The organism is Candidatus Pseudothioglobus sp. Uisw_041, assembly GCF_048087625.1.
In the GTDB taxonomy this organism is placed as follows: domain Bacteria; phylum Pseudomonadota; class Gammaproteobacteria; order PS1; family Pseudothioglobaceae; genus Pseudothioglobus.
The window spans coordinates 1,243,482-1,266,007 of the sequence record NZ_CP159805.1 but is presented as its reverse complement, the minus strand read 5'-3'; the positions used below and the strand labels follow the sequence as shown (position 1 = coordinate 1,266,007).

24 protein-coding genes are annotated in these 22,526 nt (G+C 35.6%); 11 read left to right on the top strand and 13 right to left on the bottom strand.

What is annotated here, in order from left to right:
- Positions 1 to 17: 17 nt before the first annotated feature.
- Entirely contained in the window at positions 18 to 1,109 is a 1,092-nt protein-coding gene (locus ABXT44_RS06425) for a polyamine ABC transporter substrate-binding protein (RefSeq protein ID WP_271541051.1), read from the bottom strand.
- Positions 1,110 to 1,200: 91 nt separating this feature from the next.
- Positions 1,201 to 2,559 carry a glutamine synthetase family protein gene (locus ABXT44_RS06420; RefSeq protein WP_416686405.1) on the bottom strand — a complete coding sequence of 453 codons (1,359 nt, stop codon included), beginning with the start codon at positions 2,557 to 2,559 and terminating at the stop codon, positions 1,201 to 1,203.
- A 166-nt stretch (positions 2,560 to 2,725) separates the two neighbouring features.
- On the opposite strand from ABXT44_RS06420, the gene ABXT44_RS06415 reads away from it, so the two are divergent.
- Genes ABXT44_RS06415 through ABXT44_RS06400 form a run of 4 tightly spaced genes read left to right on the top strand, consistent with a single transcriptional unit; the run spans position 2,726 to position 7,123 of the window.
- Positions 2,726 to 4,099: an aminotransferase gene (locus ABXT44_RS06415; protein ID WP_416686404.1), complete on the top strand. Its 1,374-nt coding sequence runs from the start codon at positions 2,726 to 2,728 to the stop codon at positions 4,097 to 4,099.
- A gap of 13 nt (positions 4,100 to 4,112) precedes the next feature.
- Positions 4,113 to 5,381 carry an NAD(P)/FAD-dependent oxidoreductase gene (locus tag ABXT44_RS06410; RefSeq protein WP_416686403.1) on the top strand — a complete coding sequence of 423 codons (1,269 nt, stop codon included), beginning with the start codon at positions 4,113 to 4,115 and terminating at the stop codon, positions 5,379 to 5,381.
- A gap of 35 nt (positions 5,382 to 5,416) precedes the next feature.
- Positions 5,417 to 6,391, top strand: a complete 975-nt coding sequence (gene speB / locus ABXT44_RS06405; protein WP_416686402.1) for an agmatinase — start codon at positions 5,417 to 5,419, stop codon at positions 6,389 to 6,391.
- A gap of 12 nt (positions 6,392 to 6,403) precedes the next feature.
- Positions 6,404 to 7,123, top strand: coding sequence for a glutamine amidotransferase-related protein (locus ABXT44_RS06400; protein WP_416686401.1), 720 nt, complete (start codon positions 6,404 to 6,406; stop codon positions 7,121 to 7,123).
- Here ABXT44_RS06400 and lhgO read toward each other — a convergent pair.
- Together lhgO and glaH are read right to left on the bottom strand one after the other, a co-directional pair.
- The gene (lhgO, locus tag ABXT44_RS06395) at positions 7,115 to 8,317 is read right to left on the bottom strand and encodes an L-2-hydroxyglutarate oxidase (RefSeq protein WP_416686400.1); all 1,203 of its coding nucleotides are present in this window, start codon (positions 8,315 to 8,317) and stop codon (positions 7,115 to 7,117) included. The genes ABXT44_RS06400 and lhgO overlap by 9 nt on opposite strands.
- A gap of 39 nt (positions 8,318 to 8,356) precedes the next feature.
- Complete coding sequence (gene glaH / locus ABXT44_RS06390) at positions 8,357 to 9,316, bottom strand: glutarate dioxygenase GlaH (protein WP_416686399.1); 960 nt, start codon at positions 9,314 to 9,316, stop codon at positions 8,357 to 8,359.
- 128 nt (positions 9,317 to 9,444) lie between these two features.
- On the opposite strand from glaH, the gene csiR reads away from it, so the two are divergent.
- The gene (csiR, locus tag ABXT44_RS06385) at positions 9,445 to 10,107 is read left to right on the top strand and encodes a DNA-binding transcriptional regulator CsiR (RefSeq protein ID WP_416686398.1); all 663 of its coding nucleotides are present in this window, start codon (positions 9,445 to 9,447) and stop codon (positions 10,105 to 10,107) included.
- On the opposite strand, the gene ABXT44_RS06380 is transcribed toward csiR, so the two are convergent.
- Positions 10,104 to 10,640, bottom strand: coding sequence for an RNA pyrophosphohydrolase (locus ABXT44_RS06380; RefSeq protein WP_271556478.1), 537 nt, complete (start codon positions 10,638 to 10,640; stop codon positions 10,104 to 10,106). The two genes, csiR and ABXT44_RS06380, sit on opposite strands and share 4 nt — an antisense overlap.
- Positions 10,640 to 11,299, bottom strand: a complete 660-nt coding sequence (locus tag ABXT44_RS06375; protein ID WP_416677448.1) for a Bax inhibitor-1/YccA family protein — start codon at positions 11,297 to 11,299, stop codon at positions 10,640 to 10,642. Before ABXT44_RS06375 ends, ABXT44_RS06380 begins: the two co-directional genes overlap by 1 nt.
- 62 nt (positions 11,300 to 11,361) lie before the next feature.
- Between ABXT44_RS06375 and murD the strand changes: the two genes are divergently transcribed.
- Positions 11,362 to 12,678: a UDP-N-acetylmuramoyl-L-alanine--D-glutamate ligase gene (murD, locus tag ABXT44_RS06370; RefSeq protein WP_416686397.1), complete on the top strand. Its 1,317-nt coding sequence runs from the start codon at positions 11,362 to 11,364 to the stop codon at positions 12,676 to 12,678.
- A 68-nt stretch (positions 12,679 to 12,746) separates the two neighbouring features.
- The gene (locus ABXT44_RS06365) at positions 12,747 to 12,989 is read left to right on the top strand and encodes a MarR family winged helix-turn-helix transcriptional regulator (RefSeq protein WP_416686396.1); all 243 of its coding nucleotides are present in this window, start codon (positions 12,747 to 12,749) and stop codon (positions 12,987 to 12,989) included.
- Between the two features lie 37 nt (positions 12,990 to 13,026).
- On the opposite strand, the gene miaA is transcribed toward ABXT44_RS06365, so the two are convergent.
- Complete coding sequence (gene miaA, locus ABXT44_RS06360; RefSeq protein WP_416686395.1) at positions 13,027 to 13,944, bottom strand: tRNA (adenosine(37)-N6)-dimethylallyltransferase MiaA; 918 nt, start codon at positions 13,942 to 13,944, stop codon at positions 13,027 to 13,029.
- Between the two features lie 38 nt (positions 13,945 to 13,982).
- Between miaA and ABXT44_RS06355 the strand changes: the two genes are divergently transcribed.
- The 4 genes from ABXT44_RS06355 to ABXT44_RS06340 are packed head-to-tail and all read left to right on the top strand — an operon-like array spanning position 13,983 to position 17,518.
- The gene (locus tag ABXT44_RS06355) at positions 13,983 to 15,032 is read left to right on the top strand and encodes an FAD-binding oxidoreductase (protein ID WP_416686394.1); all 1,050 of its coding nucleotides are present in this window, start codon (positions 13,983 to 13,985) and stop codon (positions 15,030 to 15,032) included.
- Positions 15,025 to 15,327 (top strand): BolA family protein, encoded by a 303-nt coding sequence (locus ABXT44_RS06350; RefSeq protein ID WP_416688455.1) that lies wholly within the window; start codon positions 15,025 to 15,027, stop codon positions 15,325 to 15,327. Before ABXT44_RS06355 ends, ABXT44_RS06350 begins: the two co-directional genes overlap by 8 nt.
- 2 nt (positions 15,328 to 15,329) lie before the next feature.
- A complete protein-coding gene (locus tag ABXT44_RS06345; RefSeq protein WP_416686393.1) occupies positions 15,330 to 16,868 on the top strand; it encodes a LysM peptidoglycan-binding domain-containing protein in 1,539 nt (512 codons plus the stop codon).
- Positions 16,865 to 17,518, top strand: coding sequence for a hypothetical protein (locus ABXT44_RS06340; protein WP_416686392.1), 654 nt, complete (start codon positions 16,865 to 16,867; stop codon positions 17,516 to 17,518). Before ABXT44_RS06345 ends, ABXT44_RS06340 begins: the two co-directional genes overlap by 4 nt.
- Here ABXT44_RS06340 and ABXT44_RS06335 read toward each other — a convergent pair.
- The 6 genes from ABXT44_RS06335 to ispD are packed head-to-tail and all read right to left on the bottom strand — an operon-like array spanning position 17,484 to position 22,519.
- Complete coding sequence (locus ABXT44_RS06335; RefSeq protein WP_416686391.1) at positions 17,484 to 18,212, bottom strand: cell division protein FtsQ/DivIB; 729 nt, start codon at positions 18,210 to 18,212, stop codon at positions 17,484 to 17,486. The genes ABXT44_RS06340 and ABXT44_RS06335 overlap by 35 nt on opposite strands.
- Positions 18,205 to 19,083, bottom strand: coding sequence for a D-alanine--D-alanine ligase (locus tag ABXT44_RS06330; protein ID WP_416686390.1), 879 nt, complete (start codon positions 19,081 to 19,083; stop codon positions 18,205 to 18,207). The genes ABXT44_RS06335 and ABXT44_RS06330 overlap by 8 nt, the downstream gene beginning before the upstream one ends.
- Positions 19,080 to 19,892, bottom strand: a complete 813-nt coding sequence (murB, locus tag ABXT44_RS06325; RefSeq protein ID WP_416686389.1) for a UDP-N-acetylmuramate dehydrogenase — start codon at positions 19,890 to 19,892, stop codon at positions 19,080 to 19,082. The genes ABXT44_RS06330 and murB overlap by 4 nt, the downstream gene beginning before the upstream one ends.
- A gap of 27 nt (positions 19,893 to 19,919) precedes the next feature.
- Complete coding sequence (gene murC / locus ABXT44_RS06320) at positions 19,920 to 21,332, bottom strand: UDP-N-acetylmuramate--L-alanine ligase (RefSeq protein ID WP_416686388.1); 1,413 nt, start codon at positions 21,330 to 21,332, stop codon at positions 19,920 to 19,922.
- Complete coding sequence (ispF, locus tag ABXT44_RS06315; protein ID WP_416686387.1) at positions 21,329 to 21,805, bottom strand: 2-C-methyl-D-erythritol 2,4-cyclodiphosphate synthase; 477 nt, start codon at positions 21,803 to 21,805, stop codon at positions 21,329 to 21,331. The genes murC and ispF overlap by 4 nt, the downstream gene beginning before the upstream one ends.
- A 3-nt stretch (positions 21,806 to 21,808) precedes the next feature.
- Positions 21,809 to 22,519, bottom strand: coding sequence for a 2-C-methyl-D-erythritol 4-phosphate cytidylyltransferase (gene ispD, locus ABXT44_RS06310; RefSeq protein ID WP_416686386.1), 711 nt, complete (start codon positions 22,517 to 22,519; stop codon positions 21,809 to 21,811).
- Positions 22,520 to 22,526: the final 7 nt, after the last annotated feature.

Genomic DNA, 22,526 nt, shown 5'->3' with positions numbered 1-22,526 from the left:
GTAATAGTAGTTTAAAGTTACTGACCTGTTGTGACTTTAGTCCAGGTACGTGTTACCACTCTTTGAGATTTAGAATCGTATGTTGGGCTAATGTATAAACCTTCCATAACCTCAGGTGTTGGATAAACTGCTGGATCATTTAGAAGGTCTTCCTCTAGGAGAGGTTGAGAGGCTAGATTACCATTTGCATACCAAACATAGTTTGTTGCTGTTGCAATTTGCTCAGGATCCATTATCCAGTTAATATACTTATGCGCATTATCAGCATTAGGAGCGTCGTCTGGAATTGCCAATTGATCAAACCACATTAGAGCACCTTCATCAGGAATCGAATAAACGATTTCTACGCCATTCTCCGCATCCCAGGCTGCATACTGAGCCATAAATATATCACCTGACCAGCCAACAACTAGACATATATCTCCATTTGCAAGAGCATCAATGTACTGAGATGAGTGAAATTTTTGAATATACGGACGAACCTTAGTCAAGACAGCTTCTGCTTTAGCTATAACATCCGAATCAGTACTTCTTGGATCTTCACCAAGATAAGCAAGTGCTGCAGGGATTATTTCAGTTGGCGCATTTAGAAGATGAACGCCGCAATCAGCAAATTTTGAAACGACATCTGGATCAAAGACCATAGCAAGTGAGGTTGTAGGAGCATTCTCCATCCTTTCACTAATTAAACCATCGTTGTAGCCAATACCTGTTGTTCCCCACATGTAGTTAACAGAGTAGTCATTTAGTGGGCCAAATTGTGCAACCTGCTCTTCAATGTCGCTCCACATATTTCCAATATTTGATAATTTTGATTTATCCAATTTTTGGAAAACACCCGCTTCAATTTGACGCGCTAAGAAACTACTTGAAGGAACGACAACGTCGTATCCAGAGCTTCCTGCAAGAAGCTTAGCCTCGAGGACTTCATTAGAATCGAACACATCATAGACAACCTTAATACCTGTTGCAGCTGTAAAGTCTGTATTAACTTGCTCATCAATATAATCAGACCAGTTTAGAACATTAACTACTTCTTCTGCAATTACAGCTTGAGCGGTAAATGTTAACGCTCCAGCAATAAGTAGATTATTTAATTTATTTTTCATTATTATTCTCCTTTTATTTTTACTAACTAGATTATATTAAAGTTTATTCTTTAATAGGCACCTTTTTTTGAAATTACAATTCAATCATATATTAAAGATGCCTTAAATATGAGTTATATTCAAAGTCAGTAATCGTACTTTCAAATCTTTTTATCTCAGATTCTTTGACGCATTGATAGGATTTTTGAAACTTTTCACCAAAAAATTCTTTAACTACTAGGGATTCACTTGTTTTTTGAACGGCCTCTCTCCAGGTTATTCCTAATGCAGCTTCATGCTGCGCATGAGCATTTCCAATGGTTTCTTTATCAAGTGGATATTTATTTGTTATTCCTGACAAAACACTTGAAAGAATAGATGCGAATACTAAGTAAGGATTAGAGTCTGCACTTGGAAGTCTAAACTCTAAACGCGTTGCTTTTGAGGATGCCTCCGGCAATCTTACTAGGGCAGTCCTATTTTCATTACCCCAGCTTAATGTTGTTGGAGCGTGATCTGCATTATGAACTAAACGTCGATATGAATTTGAATGGGACGCATAAAAAGAAAGAAAATCAGGGGCATTCTTTAAAAGGCCCGCAATAGAGTTAGCAAAAATACCTTGAGGCTGTTTATCTTTGTCGACTGTAAAAACATTGTTACCATCTTTATCAATAATGCTTAGGTGCGCGTGCATACCGTTGCCAGCTTGATCTGAAAAAGGTTTGGCCATAAAGGTGGCATTCATATTAAATTCTCTGGCGCAGTTTTTAATTAAGCGTTTCATTAAAAAGGCTTGATCAGCCATCAAGAGGGCGTCATCATGATGTAGTAAATTAATTTCAAATTGTCCAGGTGCACACTCCTTAATTGCAGTCTCAGCAGGAATCCCTAGAGAGTGAGCACTTTTTTCTACTAGGGCAAAGAAGCTTTCAAAGTCATCCATCTCATTCAAGTTGAGAAGCTGAACATCTTCATATCTTCTGTTTGTGCCTGGAATGATTGGCATTTGTGGATGGCCATTTTTTTGCAATTGTTTATCAACAAGATAAAATTCCATTTCAGGTGCGATAACTGGCTTTAAATTAAGCTTTTGAAAACGCTCAAGAACTGAAGATAGGATTTGTCTTGGGTCAGCATAAATTGCCTCTCCATGACCATTTTCCATGCTAACAAGGCACTGGGCTGTCTTGCGAGTGCTCCATGGAGTGACTGCTAGTGAGCTTATAACGGGCCTACATATTGCATCACCGTCGCCTGACATCACTAGTCCAGTTCCCTTAGGGTTGTCACCCCAAACATCAAGCACATAGCTTGATATAGGCATTTTAAGGCCACCATCAAAAGCTTTAACTAGGGTTTTTGGTGCGGCATATTTTCCTCTTGGAATGCCATTAAAGTCAACATATATAAATTCAATTTTTTTTAAATCTGGGTTATTCTTTAAAAATTCTTCAGCGATATTAGTCATGTATTTAAAAGTTTGCTATTTAATTATTTTTGTTACTTTTGAACAATCGTAAATTATTTTTTACTCATGATTCAAAAAAGTATTACACTATAACATTTAAAATTGTGTTGCAAGATAATTTCAATTTCTTGCGATTTTAAGTTGATAATTTAATTGAGGAATTCCCATGACTATAAGCACATCAGCTCTCCAACAAAAAAATGCCAAGCATTTAATTCAATCCTTTAGTGATTTAAGTTACATCAATAAGCCTGAGGAAACTCATATCATCAGCCGAGCAGATGGAGTTTATATCTATGACAATGATGGTAAGAAGATTTTAGATAGTATGTCTGGCCTATGGTGCGTTAATATGGGCTATGGTCAACAATCAATTATTAAGGCTGTGAATGAGCAAATGAAAGAACTTGTTTACTATAATAATTTCTTTGGGTCTAGTCATCCTTCTGCAATTAAGTTATCTGAAATGATTGCGGATAAAACTCCAGAAGGGATGAATAAAGTTTATTTTTGTGGTTCTGGATCTGAAGCAAATGATACTGTTGTGAGATTAACAAGACACTATTGGAGTGCAAAAGGCAAGCCCTCTAAGTCTGTCATTATTAGTCGAAAAAATGCTTACCATGGCTCTACTATGGCAGGTGCCAGTTTAGGCGGAATGAGCGCCATGCATGCTCAAGGTGGCTTACCAATTGCTGATATTGAACATGTAGAACAACCCTACTATTATGATGCTTGTGTTGAGGCAGGTGGAAAAATTGATGAGGATGAATTTGGAATTAAGATGGCCCAAAGCCTTGCTAAAAAGATAGACGAGCTTGGTGAAGATCGCGTTGCTGCATTTATTGCGGAACCGATTCAGGGTGCAGGTGGAGTTATTATTCCTCCAAAAACTTATTGGCCAGAGATTAGTAGAATTTGTAAAGAGAGAAATATCCTTTTAGTTTCAGATGAAGTAATATGTGGCTTTGGAAGGACTGGGGAATGGTTTGGTTCTGGACACTTTAACTTTAAGCCAGATTTAATGGCATTTGCAAAGGGAGTAACTTCGGGTTATCTGCCAGTTGGAGGTGTTATTGTTCATGATGATATTGTCGATGTATTAGCTTCAGCTAAGGAAGAGTTTAATCATGGATATACTTATTCAGGACATCCAGCCTGTATGGCAGCAGCTATAGCTAACCTTGAATTAATGGAGAGCACTAATATAATTCACCAAGTCAAAAATAATACCGCCCCATACTTGGGAAGTAAGTGGAAGGATTTAGAGAATCATTCCTTGGTGGGTGAAGCTAGACAACTTGGAATGCTTGCAGCAATAGAAATTGTTGAAGATAAAGAAAATTGCAAGAGATTTGATAATAGTGGAGAGATTGTTGGAAAATGTCGGGATTTTTGTTATGAGAATGGCATAGTAATGAGGGCAATTAAAAATAAGATGGTTATTTCTCCTCCTTTAATTTGTACTAATGAGCATATTGACGAGATAATTGAAAAGGTTTGGAAGTGTCTTGATTTGACTGCCAAATCAATTAAGTAAATACTATCTTTGCGTGCAATCTTATTACCTAGCATCTCGAAATATTGAGATTGATCAACCTAAGCTTACTGGCGACGTACATGCTGACGTTTGCATAATTGGTGGAGGCTACACGGGTCTATCGACCGCTCTTTATTTGGCAAAAGAAGGAGTAAACGTTCTCCTGCTTGAATCCAACAAGCTGGCATCTGGAGCCTCTGGTGCTAATGGAGGCCAAGTGTCTGGTGGCATGAGAAGAGACCAGTTCTATCTAGAAAAAACGTTAGGAGTTGATTATGCTAAAGTTTTATGGGAGATTGGCGAGAAATCAAAATATCATGCTAAACATCTAATTGATCAATATCGAATTCAGTGTGATTATAAAAAAGGTATTGCCCACCCCAATCATAAGCAAAAATATTGCGAAGAGTCAAAACAATATGTAGATCATATGAATGAAAACTATGATTATCATGACATTGAGTATTTGGATGATAATGAAATGAGAGATGTGACTGGCTCAAATACATATTATGGGGGTAGTTATGATGAAGGCGAGGCTCACTGTCATCCACTTAATTATGCTCTTGGGATTGCAAAAGCTGCTATCTCTGCAGGTGCAAAGATCTTTGAAAATACTCCTGCATTAAGTTATAAAGTTAATGATGACCATGTTAAGGTAATAACTAAAGATGGCTCCATCAAAGCAGATCGAGTTGTTCTGGCTTGTAATGGTTACCTTGGTAATTTTGAAAAAAGCTTAACATCAAAAATACTGCCAATGAATAACTATATTGTTGCAACTAAGCCGCTTGACGATGAAACGGTTCAAAAGATAAACCCAAAAGACATTGCCTTTGCTGACTCAAGATTTGTAATCAACTATTTTAGAATGAGTGCTGATAAGCGCTTACTTTTTGGCGGTGGCGAGAATTATTCTCAAGAACTTTCAAATAATATTATTCCCATAGTTACTAAGCCTTTAGAGAAAATTTATCCATTTTTAAAGGGCGTAAAAATCGATTACGCTTGGGGAGGAAAGCTTGCGATAACAATGAATCGCCTGCCATTCTTTACAACTCTTCATAATGAAAAAGTTATATCTGCCCAGGGCTATTCTGGTCAAGGTGTTGCTCTTGCTAGCTACTCTGGAAAATTAGTTTCTGAGAAAATTACTGGAAATGGTGAGACTTTTGATATTATGGCAAAGATTCCAAGGCAAAGTTTTCCTGGTGGAAGGTTTTTGCGAAATCCAAGTATGAAACTCGGCATGCTATATTATTCGCTAATGGACCGATTATAATATGAAGCTAGTTTTTCAACATATAGGAAAAATTAATGAGTACTGATGACTTTGAAGAAATAAAGACTGATCAAGCTTTCACTAAAAAGACTCTCTATGGCAGAGACAATGAAATGACCTATGGCGGCGCTCTTAGTTTTTTAAGGCGCAAGTATACAAAGAATCTAAAGGGCGTTGATATTGCTGTAAGTGGGATTCCATTTGACGCTGCAACGAGCTTTCGACCTGGTGCAAGATTTGGCCCTAAAGCAATTAGAGAAGCCTCAGTTCAGCTTGCAGAATTATTAGCATTTCCAGATGGAATAGACCCCTTCAAAACATTAGCGGTAACGGATTATGGAGACTGCGAATTGGATTATGGTTTTCATGGAAATGTGGTTGCTCAAATCGAAGCCCATGCTAAAACTATATTAGACTCTGGAGCAGAGATGCTCACTTTTGGGGGTGATCATTTTGTAACCTATCCACTTTTAAGGGCACACGCTGCAAAGCATGGACCAATTGCGCTTGTTCATTTTGATGCGCATACAGATTCTTGGCCCGATGAAGATGGAAGGCTTGACCATGGCACGATGTTTTCAAGAGCCATCAAAGAGAATTTAATTGATACCGAGCACTCCATACAAGTTGGAATAAGAACTCATAATAGCAATACCAAGGGGGTGACTATTCTTGATGCGCCGTGGGTTCATGAGAATGGCGTAAATAAAGTAATTAAAAAAATAATTGAAGTCGTTAAAGATCGCCCTGCATACCTTACGTTTGATATTGATGGTCTTGACCCAGCCTATGCACCTGGAACTGGAACACCAGTCTCGGGAGGTTTAACTTCTGCCCAGGCCTTAGGAATTATTAGGGGCTTAGATAGCTTAAATTTTATTGGCGCAGATGTTGTTGAAGTGGCTCCAGTTTATGATCATGCTGAGATTACAGCAATTATTGCAGCGACTATTGCGCATGATTATCTCGTCATTAGAGCAAAGCAAAAAATGAAAAAATTAAAAATTTAATTTCTTAAGAATATGATGAAAATTGGAATATTATTAGTTGGAAGGGCTTCAGCAGATTTGGTTCAAGAGTATGGTACTTATGCAGAAATGCTTATTGCGCTTATTAATTCTGAAGAGAAGGTGTTTGAGTTTAAAACATTTAATATTCTTGATTCAGTATTTCCAAAAGATCACCTTGAGTGTGATGGATGGATTGTTACCGGCTCTCCGCACGGCGTTTATGAGGAGCACTCTTGGATACCAGTAGTCAGTGATCTGATTAAAAATATCTATAAGGACAGCCTTCCAATCTTTGGAGTATGTTTTGGGCACCAGCTAATTGCCCAGGCGCTTGGAGGTCATGTTGAAAAGTCAATAAAAGGATGGGGTTTGGGGCTTCATACTTACCAAATTAACAATAAAACAGGTTACATGAGCAACTTGTTGGAAGAGGTGACCTTAAATATTTGTCATCAAGACCAAGTCCTTCAAGCACCAGTCGGCGCTACTGTTTATGCAAAATCTGATTTTTGTGAAAATGCTGGTTTTTATATCAAAGATAAAGTTCTTACAATGCAAGCGCATCCCGAATTTTTGGTTGATTTCACAAAGGACCTTCTAGCTGCTCGAAGAGATATAACAATCCCAAAAGAATTTGTAGACCCTGCTTTAATTAAGCTTAAAGCGAAGCCTGAAAGCGTTCAATCAGCGCAGTTTGCTGAGACTATAAGGCAGTTTTTTAAATTAAGTTAGTTTGTTATAAGCCTCAGTCGCTTTATCCGTAATATATTTTCCAATTGGTATAGCTGAAGTTGCTGCAGGAGATGGTGCATTACATACATGGATTGATCGCCTGCTCTCAGCAAATAAAAAGTCATGCACAAGTGTGCCATCATCCAAAACTGCTTGTGCTCTAATTCCTGCAGGGTATGGCTGGAGATCGTTAAGTTTTACTGAGGGGCTATATTTTTGCACCTCCTTTAAATAACCTCTCTTAAAGATTGAATTTTTCATTTCATATAAGCCCGATTTAAAGTTTCTCATAAGTACTTTATGAAACCCTTTGAATGATAATAACTGAAGGGTGTCCTTTAGGCTGAAATTAAACTGACTATAACCCTCACGCTTAAATCCAAGAACCGCATTTGGCCCAACTGTTATGCTTCCATCAATCATTTTGGTTAAGTGAACTCCTAGGAAGGGGAGAGTTGGATCAGGTATTGGGTAGATCAAATGCTTAACGAGATTTTTATGTTTTTCAGGAAGCTTGAAGTATTCTCCTCTAAATGGAACAATTTGAAAGTTAATTTTAATTTTAAGTAGTTTTGCTATTCGATCAGCCATTAGCCCAGCGCAGCAAACAAGATATCTTGAGCTGAATGTTTCATTCGAAGTTATTATTTGAATTTTATCTTCGTCTTCTTTAAGATTAATTATTTTAGTGTTAAGAAGAAACATGCCGCCTAATGACTCAAATTGCTCTGACATTTTCTTTGTAATTAATTTATAGTTAACGATTCCAGTTGACTTGACTAAAAGCGCACCAATACCAGAGATGTTTGGTTCAATTTCATTTAATGTTTTTTCGTTTAAAATTTCAACTTCAATATCATTCGATTTGCACCGCTCATAAAGCTCTTTCATCCGCTTCAATTCTGTGTCATTAGTTGCTACTAATAGCTTACCACATTGCTGATATGGGATTTTATGAAGCAAGCAGAATTTGACTGTTTCTGTTAATCCTTCTCTGCAAAATTTTGCCTTTAAGCTGCCAGGTTCATAGTAAACACCAGCATGAATGACGCCACTATTGTGACCCGTTTGGTGTTGAGCGAAAGATTCCTCTTTTTCAACAAGCAGGATGCGTTTATCAGGGTGTTTTGTAATAAGCGAAAGTGCCGTCGATACGCCAACAATACCTCCTCCTAAAACTACATAGTCGAACATTAGATCCGTCTTCATTTATACAAGTGTATATGGAATAAATTATTTATCATTATCGCCAGTATTTTCAGCAAAAACACCTCTTTGACGAAGAAGTTCTCTATGAAGGTTCTTTTTGGCTATAAACTTGTCTCTTCCATGAAGCCAGCAATAATTATTAATAATAAGCATACTGCCTTCGGGTAATTTTATATTTGAAGTATTCGTCTCTTTTTCAAGTGACTCTCCCATTTCATACAAATAAAGCCCTTGCTCAATATTCAAAGGTTCAACGAATTGATCAATAAAAGACATAATTGGCTTTCCATCACTCATCTCCTCTAAAAAAATTGGATGAGACGTTTTATAAGTAATATTTTTACTAGAGGGCGACCCCCATTGAAGATTTTCTTTTGCTAATGAATGATGATAAAATTTGTCCAAATCCTTCCAGTCATCAACATGAAGTAGAAGTGAATCACCACCTTCGACATCAACTTCAAGTATTTTTTGCATGATTACCCAGTCAGTAGTCTCTTCAACATAAGTCCCATCATTGTGGAGTTCCATTCTGCGATGAGCTTGACGGAGATAGCTGTCACTATTATCTTCATTTTTAACACTAAATCTGGCATAAAACTTGCCAGACATTGAATCAAGATTTGGAATGCCGATAAGATGAGAAATTGCCGTAGAAAGTAGAACATTGAAATCTATAAACTCTATTCCATTAATCGTTGAGTTATTTAATAGCTCACATTCCAGTAATATTGCTCCTGTTGATCGATTCTTAAGAGTTTTTAATAGAAATTTACCTAAAGTATCATCAGTTAGCTTGTTTAGACAATCAGCAAGATAAAACCTTAAAAACGGTTTATATTCAATTGATTGAACATTATGATCAACTATTTTCTTAGAAAATTTTTCTACAGTATTTTTTGACAGCTTAAGGACCTGAACTCTTGAGTTATTTTTGTGTTGGCTCAATTCAAAACCAACATTTAAAGTATTTTTTGAGTTCATAGTAATATATTAAGTATTTTTCAATAATGTCGACATTATTAAATTATAACTACATTTTTAAATAATTCAAGCTATACTGTGGTTAAATTGTAAATTATCTAACTTTAAATTACATAAAAAAATAGTGAATGGATACTTCAAAGCAAAATACAGCTTCTAAAATTCTTGATGCGTTAACTAGTGATATTATTCAGGGCGTGTTCCCACCTGGGGAAAAATTACAAATTAAAACTTTAAAAGATCGCTATAAAGTTGGAACAAGTCCAATAAGAGAAGCACTATCGCAACTAATTGCCAAAGATTTAGTTGTTTCTGAAAACCAAAAAGGCTTTTATGTTAGTAATATATCTATTGATGATTTAACTGACATTTATCAGGCAAGATCAAAAATAGAGGGCTTATGTCTTGATATGGCTATAAAAAAAGGTGGTGATTTTTGGGAGTCAAAAATAATTGCAGCTTCTCATTTATTAGCTAAATATAGTAAATCTGAAAATATTGATATGGATGAATGGCAAAATCGACATTTTTCATTTCATGAGGCATTAGTTTCTGGTTGTAATTCCCCAAGACTTTTTCAGATAAGGCAATCACTTTATGAAAAATCTACCCGATACCGAAATCTTTGGCTTCAAGAAAACGTTACTAACTATGAAAGACTGCAAGCAAATCAGAACGAGCATGTTGCGCTAATGGTATTGGTGCTTGAAAGAGATTCCATACCTGCTCAAAAGCTTATAGAGGCCCACATAATGACACCGGTCGAGATTATAAAGAAAAACTTACCTTAATAAAGCTTGATGGCAGTAAACTGCAGAGGCCGAGAAAGTTTTATCGGAATGCTGTGTTCATTTTCAAAAAGGATTGGCGCAAGTGCTTTTAACATGTCTTCATAGACCGCTCTTTTAAAGTCAATCACTTCATCAACTGGTTTCCAGTAATCAACCCACTTCCAGTCATCAAACTCAATATCATGGTGTGAATCAAGAGTAATATTGTCATCACCAGATTTAAGCTTTAATAGGAACCAAACCTGTTTCTGACCAATGCAGGTGGGTTTTTGGCGACGCCTTATGTGCTCTACAGGCAGATCATAACGAAGCCATTTAGGAGTTTTAGCTAAAAGAGTTACATGGCCTGGATTAAGACCAACCTCTTCCTCAAGCTCTCTATAGAGAGCATCTAACTCAGTTTCATCGGTATCAATTCCACCCTGAGGAAGTTGCCATGCATCTTGTTTAAAGCGCTTTGCTAGAAGTATTTGCTTTTTTTCATTGGTAATTACAATGCCAACATTTGCGCGATATCCATCGCTATCTATCACTAATCATCGCCAGAAAACACACCTAATAGGTGAAGAAGGCTTAAGAATAGATTGTAAATAGAAATGTATAGAGTAACCGTTGCCATGATGTAATTGGTTTCTCCGCCATGAATTATATTACTTGTTTCATACAAAATAAGACCACTCATTAATAAAATGAATGCAGATGAAACTGCAAGAGATAAAGCAGGCATTTGAAAAAAGTACGCCGCTATACCAGCTAAAAATGCAACTACTATTCCAGCAGTTAGGAAGCCGGACATAAAGCTAAAGTCTTTTTGAGATGTAATGGCATAGAAAGAAAGCGATAAAAAGATAACCGCAGTTCCTGTCATTGCCATTCCAACAAGCTCTGCCCCATTTGAGAAAGCCGTTGTGTAGGCTCCAACAATTGGCCCAAGAGTTAAACCCATGAAGCCAGTTAGTGCAAAGACTGCGAGGATTCCAAAAGCCGAATTTCTAAGCTTTGCTACCAAAAATAAGAGACCAAAATAGCCACCAAGCGTTATTAAAAGTCCGAAGTAAGGCAGTCTAAGGTACATTGATAAGTAAGCCATTAAACCGCTAAAAAGAAGCGTAGCAGACAAAAGCTGATAAGTGTTTCTTAACGTACGATTTATTACAATCGCGCTTGAAGTTGTTTGAACATTTGTAGGCATAATAAAATAGTGAAGTAAAAGTGTAAAATATAGTCAATTTTGGTCGAAAACACAAGGTTTTAATGAAACTTATTTTAGGGTTAGGTATTACAGGACTTTCTGTAGCCCGTTTTTTCTTTAAAAAAGATATCTCATTTCGCATTGCAGATTCTCGTCAAGAGCCACCTATGCTTGACATAGCAGAGAAGGAGAGTGTACTTTCAGATAGCCACTTTGGTGAATGGAGTAAGTCACTTTTAGAAAGCGTTACAGAAATAATAATTAGTCCTGGAATCTCAGAAACTGAGTCAATTGTTGACTGGTCTCGGCAACAAAGTATTCCTATTATTAGTGATATTGAGTTATTTGGACGTTATACAAAGGCACCAATTATTGGTATTACGGGCTCAAATGGAAAATCAACCGTAACTCAATTATTAGGTGAGATGGCAATTGCTGATGGGAAAAATGCTGTTATTTGTGGCAATATTGGCAAGCCTGTAATGGACAGTCTAAGTGATGAAGCTGAACTCTATGTTGTTGAGCTTTCAAGTTATCAATTAGATTATACAAATAAGCTTTCTTTATTAACTGGCGTGATTACGAATATAACTCCTGATCACCTTGATAGGTACTCTAGCTTTAGTGATTATATTTCCTCTAAGCTTTCTATATACAAGTATTGCCAATTCTCTACTGTAAATCTAGATGTAGATTTGGCTAATGGCGTAGATGGAGATAACTACTATGGAATTGAATCAAGTAACTTAAGATGTGACTTTATCGCTAAGCAAAATGGTAACACCTATGAAGTTTTTCATAAAGGCAATCGTCTAATTACAAGTGATGACTTGAAGGTTGTTGGAAGACATAATATAGAAAATCTATTGGCGGCCTTAACGTTGGGCTATCGTTTTGGATTATCCTTAAAAGTAATGACTCAGGCTGCAATTGACTTTAAAGGATTGGAGCATAGATTGGAATTTGTTTCAACAATAAACAATATAGATTACTACAACGATTCAAAATCAACCAACGCAATTTCTACCATAACTGCTATTAATGCTCTTTTTGAAAAATATAATAACTTGACCTTAATTGCTGGTGGAATATCAAAAAAAGAGGATTATTCAGAGCTTTTTAAATTAATAAATGAAAAAGTTAATGCAGTTGTTTTAATTGGTGAGTGCAGTAGTGATTTTTCAAAGCAAATTACTGCTCCTCATGTGGAAGTTGTTAAATCAATGAAAAAGGCGGCATCAATGGCAACTTCAATGGCAGAAGGTGGCGCAGTATTACTTTCACCGGGGTGTGCAAGCTTTGATATGTTTAACAATTTTAATGAGCGTGGAGAGACTTTTAAGCGCTTCGTTCTTGAAGAAAATAAGAGTTTATTTTGAGTAGAGAGTTCAATCCCCCCCATCTCCACCAATTATCATATCTTCTAAACTCTTAAAACAACCGTTTCTTGTTTATTGAAAAGTATGGATATTGTATAAGAGTTCCTCATTCTAAAGATGCTAGACGAGTTGTTGTTCATATTACTAAAACTGGAGAAGATCTTATGGCAGAAGTTTTTCCTAAATTTCGTGAGATTGAAGATAATGCGGTATCCAACTTAACAAGTGATGAATTTGAAACTTCAATAGATAGTTTAAGAACAATGCTTCACACAATGGAAGAGCTTAATAAAAACGACAAGACTCGATAAATATTTGTTATTATTTTTTCTTAATTAAAATTTCAACTTATTGAAGAAATTTAAGTACTTTTTCAACTTCTATTTGATTTAATGTTAGGGCTTTATCTTCGTCCCTTAACCATGTGCATTGACGTTTACATAATTGCCTAGTCGCGATGATTGCTTTTTCAATCATTTCTTGTTTGCTATAGTTCCCTTCAAAATAATTCCATGCTTGCCTATAACCAACGCATCTCATAGAGGCTAGATCTAGGTTGAGTTTTTTATTTTTTCTAAGGTTTTCAACCTCATTAAGAAATCCATCTTTAATCATTTTTATAAAGCGCTGCTCAATTCTTTGATGAAGTATAGCTCTATCAGGCATGAGTACAATTTTTTTAATACTAAGATCGAGCTTATTCTGATTTTTTTTGCCTTGAAGCTTGCTTAGTGTTTCTCCAGAGAGATGAAAAACCTCAAGTGCTCTGGTTACTCTTTGCGAGTCATTTGAATGGATGCGCGCTGCAGACTTAGGATCAATTTCTGCTAATTTTGAATGAAGTTTTACACTGCCTTCACTTTTTAAAAGTTCATTAAAATGCTTTCGAGACTCATCAGTTGATGAAGGAAGTTTTGATAAACCATGCTCTAAAGCGTTAAAGTAGAAAGAAGTGCCACCAACCAGAATAGGTAATTTACCTTCTGCTAGAGCCGATTTAATGTGTTCTTTTGCCAGTGATATAAATTCAGTGACAGAAAAGCTATCTTCAGGCTCACAAATATCAACTAATTCATGTGGATGGACTGTAAGAATTTCCTTGCTAGGCTTTGCTGTGCCAATATCCATACCCCGGTAGATCAAGGCAGAGTCGACACTTATTAATTTTGAGTTAATGTCCTTACTAATTTCTATAGCTAACTCAGTCTTTCCAGAGGCTGTTGGTCCCATCAAAAAAACTACAAAATTTATTGGCTCAATTGCCATAATAATAGTAAGTTCATAACTATAAGACCTACATTATAATGGCACCTTTATATTTTTTATCTCCAAAAACTATGTTTACGGTTTTAAATCAAGTTAGTGGTAAATCATTCAAGTGCGGAGATGAAGAATCTGTTCTAGATGGAGCGCTTTCAAACGGCTTTAATTTTCCATACGGCTGTCAAAATGGTTTTTGTGGTCAGTGTAAAGCAGTTATCCTTAATGGAGAGATTGATTATGCTGGTGAAATCCCATCAGTTCTAAGCGCTGATGACATTGATTCAAATATGGCATTGCTTTGTCAGTGTAAAGCAAAGAGTGATTTATATATTGCAGTTGATGAGCTTGACTCTCTGGCAGCTATTGAAGTTCGCAGTATGCCGTGCCGAGTAGAGCAAATTAATCATTTGAATCATGATGTAATCCAGCTAATATTAAAGATACCTGGCGCTCAATCTTTGCAGTATTTAGCAGGGCAGTACCTCGACTTAGAGCATTCAGATTTTGACTCAAGATATTACTCTATAGCCAATGCGCCAACTAACTCAAATCTGATTGAGCTCCATATTCGATTGGTTGATGATGGAAAGCTCACTAACTTCATCTTTAATTCGTTAACCCCTAAATCAATTTTAAGAATTGAAGGCCCCAAAGGAAGTTTTTTTCTAAGAGAAGAAAGCGAATGCCCAATCATTTTTATTGCTGGAGGAACTGGTTTTGGCCCAGTTAAGGCAATAATAGAGCACCTTATTAATATAGGGTCTCAAAGGAAGGTTTATTTATATTGGGGGGTAAGAAATGAAGTCGATTTGTACTCGAACCTTCCATCTGAATGGAGTGAAAAATATACCAACATCTCTTTTATTCCAGTATTATCGGAAGCAAATGAGTCTTGGGATGGAAATAAAGGCTATGTTCATGACTCAGTTATTAAAGATTTTGAAGACTTAACAGGATTCGAGGTTTATGCTTGTGGCCCACCTGTAATGGTTAATGCAGCAGCTAAAAGCTGTCTTGAACATCAACTAGTTAAAGAGAATTTCTTTTCTGATTCTTTTGAATACGCAAATGTGAGTAATGACGATGCCTAGTATGGAAAATCATTTAAAAAATCAACTTGATTTAGCTTTGAGTCCAGAGTATTGCGAAGTTAGTAATGAGTCTAGTCAGCATTCAGGACCAGCTACTGAGTCGCACTTTAAAATTGTAGTCGTAAGTCCAACCTTTGATGAAATGAAGCTTATTGATCGTCACCGTTTCATTAATAAGCTTTTTGCCGAAGAGTTAAAGCATATTCATGCTTTGGCAATGCATACCTACAGCCCTCAAGAGTGGAAAAAACGTCAGATTGCACCTAATTCACCCGAATGCTCAAGTAAGAAGTAGAAGTGAGATCTGCTCTTTTATTAATCTTTTTGATTCTTTCTGGCTGTCAATCGATCATTGATAAAAATCAAACTTTAGCCAGCCCCAAGGGTAAGTCAGTCAATACTATTCAATACTCTCAAGAGGATGATTTATGGCAAGTTATTGCCAATCGTCAGGGTATTGAAAGTGTTTCTAATTCAAGAGTTCAAAGTCGTATTGATTGGATAAGTAATCATCCAGAGTATCTATCTTTAATTTCAAAAAGAGCAGAGCCTTTTTTATATCTTGTTGTCTCTGAACTAGAAAAGCAAAACGTTCCAATTGAAATTGCTTTGCTGCCTATTGTTGAATCTGATTACTATCCATTTTCATATTCTCATGGAACGGCAGCAGGGTTGTGGCAATTTATACCTTCTACTGGGAGAATGTATGGACTAGAAGAAGACTGGTGGCATGCAGATAGAAGGGATGTGCTTGCCTCAACTAAAGCCGCTGCTAATTATTTAAATGATCTAAATAAAATGTTTAAAGGAGATTGGCTTCTATCTATTGCTGCTTATAATGCAGGCCCTGGAAGAATTCAAAGAGCAATTGATACAAATATTAAGCTTGGAAAAAAGACAGATTTTTGGAGCCTAGATTTACCTCAGGAGACTGAGAAGTATGTTCCTAAGCTCCTAGCGCTTAGTCAGGTAATTAAAAATCCTTCTCGCTATAATCAAAAACTGCTTGAGATCGATAATAAGCCCTTCTTAAATGAAGTCGAACTAGATTCACAGTTTGATTTAGCGCTTATTTCTCAGTGGACTGGCTTAAGTATTGATCAGATTTATAACTACAACCCTGGATTAAAACGCTGGGCAACTCCTGAATCCCTGCCATACATAATGCTGCTTCCAGAAGAGGTTATTTATAGCTTTAATGACAATTTATCTAAGCAAGACCAAAGACCAAAAATTAGTTGGACTCGTTATAAGATTAAGCAAGGCGATAGTCTTAGCCTTATTGCACAAAATTACAATACAACAATCGGTCAAATAATGAGCGTTAATGAGCTTGATAATGATGCCATAAGGACTGATAAGTATTTAATTGTCCCTTTAGCTCAAAAATCAGAGAACTACTACTCTTTATCAGATAATCAACGGGAAAAAAGTAGATTAAATATTCAAAAAAATTCAGAAAAAATTATCTATACGGTTGTTGCTGGAGATAGCCTATGGAAAATTTCTATTAAGTTTGGTACCACAATTAATAATCTTGTAAGGTGGAATCAAATTAGCCCCTCGGACTATTTGTCTATTGGAAAAGAATTAGTTATCTTAAGGGATAACAAAAACAAGACAGAGTTGGCTAAAATAACGAATACTGGAATTGATATTAATAGAGATATTTTTTACACGGTAAAGGAGGGCGATAACCTATCAAGGATTGCCCAAAAGTATAATGTTAAAATTGCAGAAATTAGATCTTGGAATGATTTGAATGAAGAATATATATTACAACCAGGCGATAAATTAACTATTACTATTAACGTGGTTAACTCAAACTTATCATGACAAATATCCCGATACAAAAAACTATTTTAGCAACCTTAGCATTTGCTTTTTCTAATTGGAAGAAGTTACTTGAGGCCAGTATTTTCCCAATACTTTTAGCTCTTCCATTCTTGCCTGAGCTGGTGCATTTATTATCTATGCTAAAGCCTGGAAGTGAAGTGCCAGAAAATATTAGTTTTCATATAACTTATTTCCTAATGTTTATTTATGCCTCAATGGCAATATTAATAAATATATATAGAGTTGTAATTCTAGGGGGTAATTCTATAAATCGATTTGGTTTTGTTTTGCCTAGCCTAAGGTTTGGCCGCTTCTTTCTTTTGGTGATTCTTTTAGGCATTGGCCAAGCAGTAACACTTTCTTCAATTTATTTGCTACCGTTTTATCTTTTACTTATCCCATTAACACTTAATTTAGTATCAATAGCAAACGATGTGCCCTACAAGAGAATAGAAGTGACATGGCAGGCTCGCCTAAACATTTTTTTAATCAACTTTATAGGCCCATTTATTTTAATTTCGTTGATAGGCCTAATTGAAAATAGCTATCTAGATTCTCTCTTTAGTTTTATCTCACTCTACTGGACTTCAATTAGCATAGCATTGTGCTACAAAGTCATAATGGCGAATAGCTCAACGCAAAGCCATTAGGGTATCTCATATCAAAAATTCCTCTTGTTCTAATTTTTTTATACTTCTTTAGTTTTTCAAAAGATTTGATAAATAACTCTAGGCGTTCATTTTGTTTTTGATATCCTAAAATAACCTTTATATTGTTATCTAATGTTAATTCATCAATGGAAGTCCTTTCAAAAAGAGAAATTTTAACCGGCTCAAGGATTGACTGGTACATAGTAAAGTCAAAATAAAATTGTTGAACCTCTGATTCAGATACTATTCCAATTGGTTTTCCAGAGTTAATTGTTAAGTTTGGTTTAAATAATATGCCTCGAGAGGATATATAACCTTCAGTTCCATATCGCATAGCAATATCATGCTTTTCTAATGATATTCTAATCCTATTCCAAAATATTCTTTCAACTTCTACATTTGAAACCCACGGACTCTGTTCTAGTTTATTTTTAATTTGAGAGAGATTAAGTAAATATTTATTGACAAGAAGAGGTTTAATTAATTCATCATATTCATAAGCTTGGGCTTGCAATTCTCCCTTTATTTCCCATGAAATATTTGGTTTGAGTAGGGTTGATTTTTCAACAAGATATATCAAGAAGGCAATTGAAAGCGCAAAAAGTATATAGAAAACTAATTTAAATATTTTGTTTAAAAAATACTTAAAAGGTTTTTTTGGTTTCTTTACGTAATTTTTTCTTTCTCTAGCCATTAAGGATTTTGATTACTAATTCTTCAAAACTTATATTGGAGGCTTTAGCTGCAATTGGAACAAGTGAGTGAGATGTCATACCCGGCACTGTATTTATTTCTAATAAGTATGGCTTCATATTTTTATCAAGAATAAAGTCAACCCTACCCCAGCCAGATGCGCCAGTTAAATTAAAGGCCTTTAAAGCTATCATTTGAATATTTTTTTCTTGCGCTATAGTTAAACCTGACGGACAAAGATATTCGGTTTTATTACTAAAGTATTTTGAGTGATAGTCGTAAATATCATGGTCAGAAATAATTTTTATACTTGGGAGCGTTTTGTTATTTAATATTGCAACAGTATATTCATCACCTTCAACCCACTGCTCTATTAATGCTTCATCGTTATAATGCCATGCTGCTTTAAGTGCTTCATCAAGTTCATTCTGATTTTTAACCTTTGTAATACCAATACTAGAGCCTTCCAAAGTTGGCTTTACAGCCCATGGAAGAGGAAAATTTATTGAATCTAAATTCTGCCCTTTTATAGCCACGATTGAGGGAGATAGGGGAAGGCTATGATTACTCCATAAGTCTTTAGTAGTAGCTTTATTCATGCATAGATTTGATGCAATAGCATTAGATCCTGTAAACGGGATACCTTTTTTTATAAGTTGGGATTGAATGTAGCCATCTTCACCGCCCCTGCCATGTAAGACAATAAACGCTTTATCAAATTCTTTTTCCCAAAGACTTTCAAGATTTTCATGGGTGAGATCAAATGAGAAACAATCCACATTACTTTTAAGAAGAGCTTCATAAACAGCATGGCCACTAAGAAGTGATATTTCTCTCTCAGCTGAGTAGCCTCCCATTAATACAGCAATCATATGATTATTATTTCAGTTTCAAGTTCAATATTATGTTTATTCTTTATTACACTTTGAATATGAGTAATTAAATTTTCAATATCTGAAGCACTTGCATTATTCTGATTAATAATATAGTTTGCGTGCATTTCTGAAACACAGGCTCCTCCAATACAAAATCCTTTAAGGCCAGTTGACTCAATTAATTTAGCTGCATAATGATCTTTAGGATTTTTAAAAACACTCCCACAGCTTGCTAAACCGATTGGTTGTGTCGAGTTTCTTTTATGAAGCAAGTCCCGAACATTGTCATTGGGCTGCTTTAAATTAAAGTCAAAAATAGCACTAATAAAAACTTCGTCACTAAATTTATGAAGAGTAGATCGATAAGAAATTTTATAATCTTTGGGAAATCTTTCTTGGATCTCTCCAGATAAATTAATGGTTTTGACTGAATGGACATATTGCCATATCTCAGAGCCAAATGCACCTGCATTCATCGCTAATGCGCCGCCTACACTTCCAGGAATAGCACTAAGGAATTCAGCTCCAAATTTTAAATTTGCTTGAGAAAATCTTGATAATTTTGCGAGAGAGGTTCCTGCTCCTGACTCGATTAATCCATTTGAAATAGAAATATCTTTGAGATTTTTTGTATTAATTGTTACGCCATTAAATCCTCTATCACGGATCAATAGGTTACTTCCTAGCCCAACCATTAAAACAGGCTTTGTATTGATTTTTAAAAAATTAGAGAGCTCATTAACATCTTCAGGCTTAAGAAATTCACTAGATATTCCTCCTGATCTTAAAGAACAGTGTTTTGACATTGGTTCATTAAACTTGAGCATTATCTTTTATTCATGAAAATGATCTTTTAACTGGTGTGGGATTTTATTGACATCACCAGCTCCAAGAGTAAGAATTACATCATTTTCAGTAACTATATTTGGAATTATTTCAATTATTTCATCAATATCTTTAACTACGATTGGATCGATTGAACTTCTTCTTCTTATCGAGTCGGCAAGGGTTGATGAGCTAATTGTATTAATTGGCGACTCATTGGCTGAATATATATTAAGTAAAACTAATACATCTACTTTAGATAGGCAGCTCACAAAATCATTGAATAGGTCTCTAGTTCGTGAATATCTATGAGGCTGAAAAATAACCACAAGCCTTTTATCTGGATAGGTATTTCTTAAAGTACTTACAACCTCAGTGATTTCATTGGGATGATGTCCATAATCATCAAAGAGTGGAATAAGAGAAGTATTTACAGTTAAATTCTGGTGGTAATCAAGCCTTCTTGATACTCCACTAAAATGAGACAATGCTTTCTGTATTACCTTAAGCTCTATTTCTAGTTCAATTGCAACACTAATTGCAGCAAGAGAATTTAAGATATTATGCCTTCCTATTAAATTAAGTGACACAGGAAATTTTTTTTGATATTTTTTACAGTTAACATCAAATGACATTTTCATTTCATTCTGTTTAACGTTTGATGCCTGGACATCTGCATCATCACTGAAGCCATAACTCAAAACTGGCCTATGAATTTTTTTAAGGATGTCCTTAACTCCGCCATCATCAATACAAGCAACACAAACTCCATAGAAAGGCAGATTTGATGTAAAGCTTATAAAGGCATCAGTTAGGTTGTCATAGCTATGATTATAAGTACTCATGTGGTCTTCATCAATGTTAGTAATAACACTCAACATGGGCTGAAGGTGAAGAAAAGATGCATCGCTTTCATCTGCTTCGGCAATTAAATAATCACTTTTTCCTAGTTTGGCGTTCATACCGGTTGCATTTATAATGCCCCCAATAATGTAAGTTGGGTCAAGCTTTGCTTCAGTCATTATGTGAACAATCAGGCTGGTTGTAGTTGTTTTGCCATGAGTTCCTGAAATTGCTATTCCAAAGCGAAAGCGCATAAGCTCTCCCAGCATTTCAGCTCTTGGAACAATTAATAGTTTTTGCTGCCTAGCTTCTTGAAGTTCAGGGTTATTTTTATTGATTGCGGAAGACACAACTACTGCCTGTTTGCCTTTAACATTTTCAGCTTTTTGCGAATAGCTAATATTACAGCCTATTTCTTCAAGTTTTTTTGTTGCTTGATTGGACTGAATGTCTGATCCAGATATTTCGTAACCTAAGTTAGCAAGAACTTCTGCAATACCGCTCATCCCAGAGCCGCCTATTCCTATGAAGTGTATTTTTTTAATTTTTGAGCGTGTGGGGTTATCTATTAGAGTCATGATTTGCTAACGGTTATGATGGTTATTGCTTGAATTCCTTCGCCTCTTCCAAAGGCGGTCAACCCTTCACCTGAAGTTGCAGTTATGCCTACATCAGCAATTTTTATTTTGCAGATAGTAGAAATTTTTTGTTTCATAAGATCAATTTTTGGTGATATTTTTGGGTTTAAGCATTCTACTGATATTGCTATATGATTTATTTTCCATTCATGCAAATCATCAAGTGCAAGTTGAAGGTATTTACTACTGTCCTTTTCTCCTTGTTGCACAAGTTTGTCCGCTACTGTCCCTAAAATATTTTTACCAGTAATGCTTGATATAGCATTAGTGATTGAATGAAAGACAACATCTGCATCACTATTGCCTTTTAAGCCAAAAGAGTGATCAAATTTGATGCCTGATAGTATTAAAGGCTTTCCAGGTTTTTTTTCGAATGCATGAGAGTCTTGTCCTATGCCTGTTTTTATAGTCATAATTTACTGAAGGTAGTGGTTCGCTTGCTCAAGGTCATCTATTTGAGTAATTTTAATATTACTTGAAGAGCCAACAACAATTTTAATTGAATAACCTAGGTTTTCTATTGCTTCAGACTCATCTGTAATATTATGATTAAGTTTTACTGCATTTTCCAATGCATCTTTTAAGACTCCATACCTAAACATTTGAGGGGTTTGAGCCTTAAAAAGTTTGCTTCGATCAATTGTAGACACTTTTCCATTAATGGCAACTTGTTTAATTGTATCGACAACACCGGTAGCTAAAATACCACCAGTTTGATGATTTGATAACTCATTAATCAACATTTCAATGTCTATTTTTTTAACACAAGGGCGAACTGAATCATGCACTAAAATCCAGTCATTAGGTTTTGCAATCTTTGCTAGTGAATTTAATGCATTTAGAACAGAATTAAATCTTTCCTTCCCTCCCTTGGCACTTGCTAACATTTTTGAGTGGTTAAAATAGATTGAAGATTTAAATAAAGTGTCTTTTTCAGAAAGAGCAATGACAAAGCCCGAAATTACGTCAACCTTTAGAAGTGTTTTAAGGCATTGATCTATTATAGTTAGGCCATTACTAAGCTTGAGGTATTGTTTTGGGGTTTCAGATTTCATCCTCTTCCCCATGCCACTAGCTGGCATTACCAAGTAATAATTATCATTATTCATGTCAGCAAAAGGCTTCATTATAAGA